Origin of the sequence: Corallococcus llansteffanensis, assembly GCF_003612055.1 — a bacterium.
GTDB classification, from domain to species: Bacteria; Myxococcota; Myxococcia; order Myxococcales; family Myxococcaceae; genus Corallococcus; species Corallococcus llansteffanensis.
In genome coordinates this window covers 1-2,541 of sequence record NZ_RAWB01000881.1, presented here as the reverse complement: position 1 = coordinate 2,541, position 2,541 = coordinate 1, and the positions used below count along the sequence as shown (strand labels likewise).

Genomic DNA, 2,541 nt, shown 5'->3' with positions numbered 1-2,541 from the left:
GGGCCAGCAGTGGCGGAGGGGTGGCACGGCTATGCGTCCCTGGGCGCGGGCGTCACCCTGGATCATTTCAGCGACTGGCGCGCCAAGGGGCCGGCCCTGCAAGCCTGGCTGGGCGTGGAGACGCCGCCGGGCCTGTCCCTGGGCGCCGTCTTCGAGACGACGCAGACGTGGGGCCGCCAGTTCGCGGACGCCCAGGACCCGTCCCAGCTCAGCCGCGTGCAGCTCGACTACACGGCCGTGGGCATCGAAGCCCGCCTGCGCTTCTTCGGCGACAAGCCGGTGACGCCGTGGCTGGGGGCCCGGCTGGCGAAGAGCTGGGCGAAGCCCTTCACCCCCAACACCGTGGGCCAGCTGCGGCGCGAGGACTTCGACGTCACCAGCATGGCCTTCCGCGTGGGCCTGGACGGCTGGTTCAGCGACCGCTGGGGCGTGTCGCTCTCCACCGCCCTCCAGTTCTGCGACCTGAAGTTCACGAAGGAGCCCGACGCCGACAGCACCTGCGCCAAACCCCTGCAGAGCATCATCGCCGGGCCCGTGCTGCGGTTTTGATGGGGTTAGAGTGCGCGCCCATGAACGCGCCGTCCCAGACCCCGGGTCCCCGCTGGCTGTACCTGCATGGCTTCGCGTCCGGCCCCTCCTCCACCAAGGGCCTCTGGCTGGACGCCCACTGGGCGAAGCAGGGCCTCCCCCTGGAGCGCCTCAACCTGCGCGTGCCGTCGCTGGAGCGCCTGAGCCTGGGCGCCATGCTGGACACCGTGCGCGACGCGCTGGGCGCCCCCCAGGAGCGCGCCGTGCTCATCGGCTCCAGCCTGGGCGGGCTCGTCGCCGCGCGCGCTGCGCAGCAGGACGCTCGCGTGGGCGCGCTGGTGCTGCTCGCCCCCGCCTTCCACTTCGTGGAGCAGCTCCAGCGCCGCATGGGCGAGGCCGGCTGGGCCCAATGGCAGCGCACGGGCTACATCGAAACGGATGACCACGCGGAGAAGCGCCGCGCGCGCGTGCACCACGGCCTCGTGGAGGAGGCCCAGGCGATGGACGCGCGCCTGGGCGTCTGGCCCGACGTGCGCGTGCCCACGCTCATCGTCCATGGTCGACAGGACGACACCTGCGACGTGCGCTACTCGCGCGAATGGGCGAAGGACCGGCGCCACGTGCGGCTGGTGGAGGTGGACGACGGCCACGAGCTGACGGCCTCGCTGGAGCGCATCGCCCAGGAGGCGGACGCGTTTCTCACCCCGTGGCGGGGTGGGGTGGCGCCCCAGCAGGTGTTCACTGCCGGCTGACCCGGGCACGCACGCACTCCGGTCGGTCTTGCCTCCCGGCCGCGCCGGTTAAGGTTGCGGCCATGAACCGCGAATACCACCGTTGGTACAGCCAGCGGCTGAACCGGGACATGGAAGTGCTGCTGTACGGGCACTCGGGCGAGCCCATCCTCCTGGTCCCCACCAGCAAGGGCCGCTTCTATCAAGCCGAGGACTTCGGCCTCATTGGCGCCATCGCGGACGGCATCGCCGCGGGCCGCTACGTCGTGGTGTGCGTGGACTCGGTGGATGAGGAGTCCTGGTACAACAAGGACGTCGCCCCCGCCGTGCGCGTGGCTCGCCATGCCCAGTGGGAGGACTACCTCGTCCACGAAGCGGTGCCGCTCGTGCGCAGCCGCTCCACCGGGGGCCGGCTCACGCTCGCCGGGTGCAGCCTGGGCGGCTTCCACACGTACAACGTGGGCCTGCGCCACCCGGACGTCTTCCAGCGCCTCATCTCCCTGGGCGGCAAGTTCGAGACGGACGACTTCCTCGACGGCCACCACGACGAACAGGTGTACTTCCACACCGCGCCGCAGTGGCTGTCCGGCCTGCACGATGCCGCGCGGCTGAACGCCCTGCGCCGCGTGGAGATGACCCTGGCCGTGGGCGAGCACGACTTCTGCCGCCCCTCCAACGAGCACCTCTCCAAGCTGCTCTGGCAGAAGGACATCCGCAACGACCTGTCCATCTGGAGCGGCGGCACCCATGACTGGCCCGTGTGGCGGCAGATGATCCGCCACTACCTGCCAGCCTGAAGCACTGCCGGCCCCGGACAGCCGGCCCCCGCTATTGATCCAGGGGCCGGAGCGTGCCCGCGCTCACGCGCCAGAAGCGCCACAGCACCGCCAGGGCCACGGTGATGAGGCCCGCGCACAGGCCCCACCAGATGCCCAGCACGCCCATGCCCAGGCCGAAGCCCAGGAGCAGCGTCAGGGGCAGGCCCACGGCGTAGTGGCCCACGATGTTCGCCAGGAAGGTGAAGCGCGTCTCGCCCGCGCCGCGCAGCACGCCCGCGCCCACGCCCTGCACACCGTCGAACACCTGGAAGATGGCGCTCACCATCAAGAGCGGCAGCAGGAGCGGCATCACGTCTGGCGGCGCCCCCGCGAGCCTCGCGAGGTGACCCGGGAAGAGGGCGAACACGAGCCCGCCCAGCGCCATCACCACCGCGCCGGTGGCAAAGGCCATCAGCCCGCTGCGCCGGGCCTGCGGCGTGTCGTGCGCGCCCACCGCCCAGCCC

At 71.7% G+C, this 2,541-nt stretch carries 4 protein-coding genes; 3 read left to right on the top strand and 1 reads right to left on the bottom strand.

The window, feature by feature from the left end; genetic code table 11:
• The first annotated feature begins 9 nt into the window (after positions 1 to 9).
• From D7V93_RS41610 to D7V93_RS41600, 3 genes are all read left to right on the top strand, one after another.
• The gene (locus D7V93_RS41610) at positions 10 to 549 is read left to right on the top strand and encodes a hypothetical protein (RefSeq protein ID WP_244237824.1); all 540 of its coding nucleotides are present in this window, start codon (positions 10 to 12) and stop codon (positions 547 to 549) included.
• A 20-nt stretch (positions 550 to 569) separates the two neighbouring features.
• Positions 570 to 1,280 carry a YqiA/YcfP family alpha/beta fold hydrolase gene (locus tag D7V93_RS41605; RefSeq protein ID WP_120648507.1) on the top strand — a complete coding sequence of 237 codons (711 nt, stop codon included), beginning with the start codon at positions 570 to 572 and terminating at the stop codon, positions 1,278 to 1,280.
• A 62-nt stretch (positions 1,281 to 1,342) separates the two neighbouring features.
• The gene (locus D7V93_RS41600) at positions 1,343 to 2,056 is read left to right on the top strand and encodes an esterase family protein (protein WP_120648506.1); all 714 of its coding nucleotides are present in this window, start codon (positions 1,343 to 1,345) and stop codon (positions 2,054 to 2,056) included.
• A 31-nt stretch (positions 2,057 to 2,087) separates the two neighbouring features.
• Here D7V93_RS41600 and D7V93_RS41595 read toward each other — a convergent pair.
• The coding region (locus tag D7V93_RS41595) for an MATE family efflux transporter (protein WP_244237823.1) at positions 2,088 to 2,541 on the bottom strand (454 nt) is incomplete at its 5' end.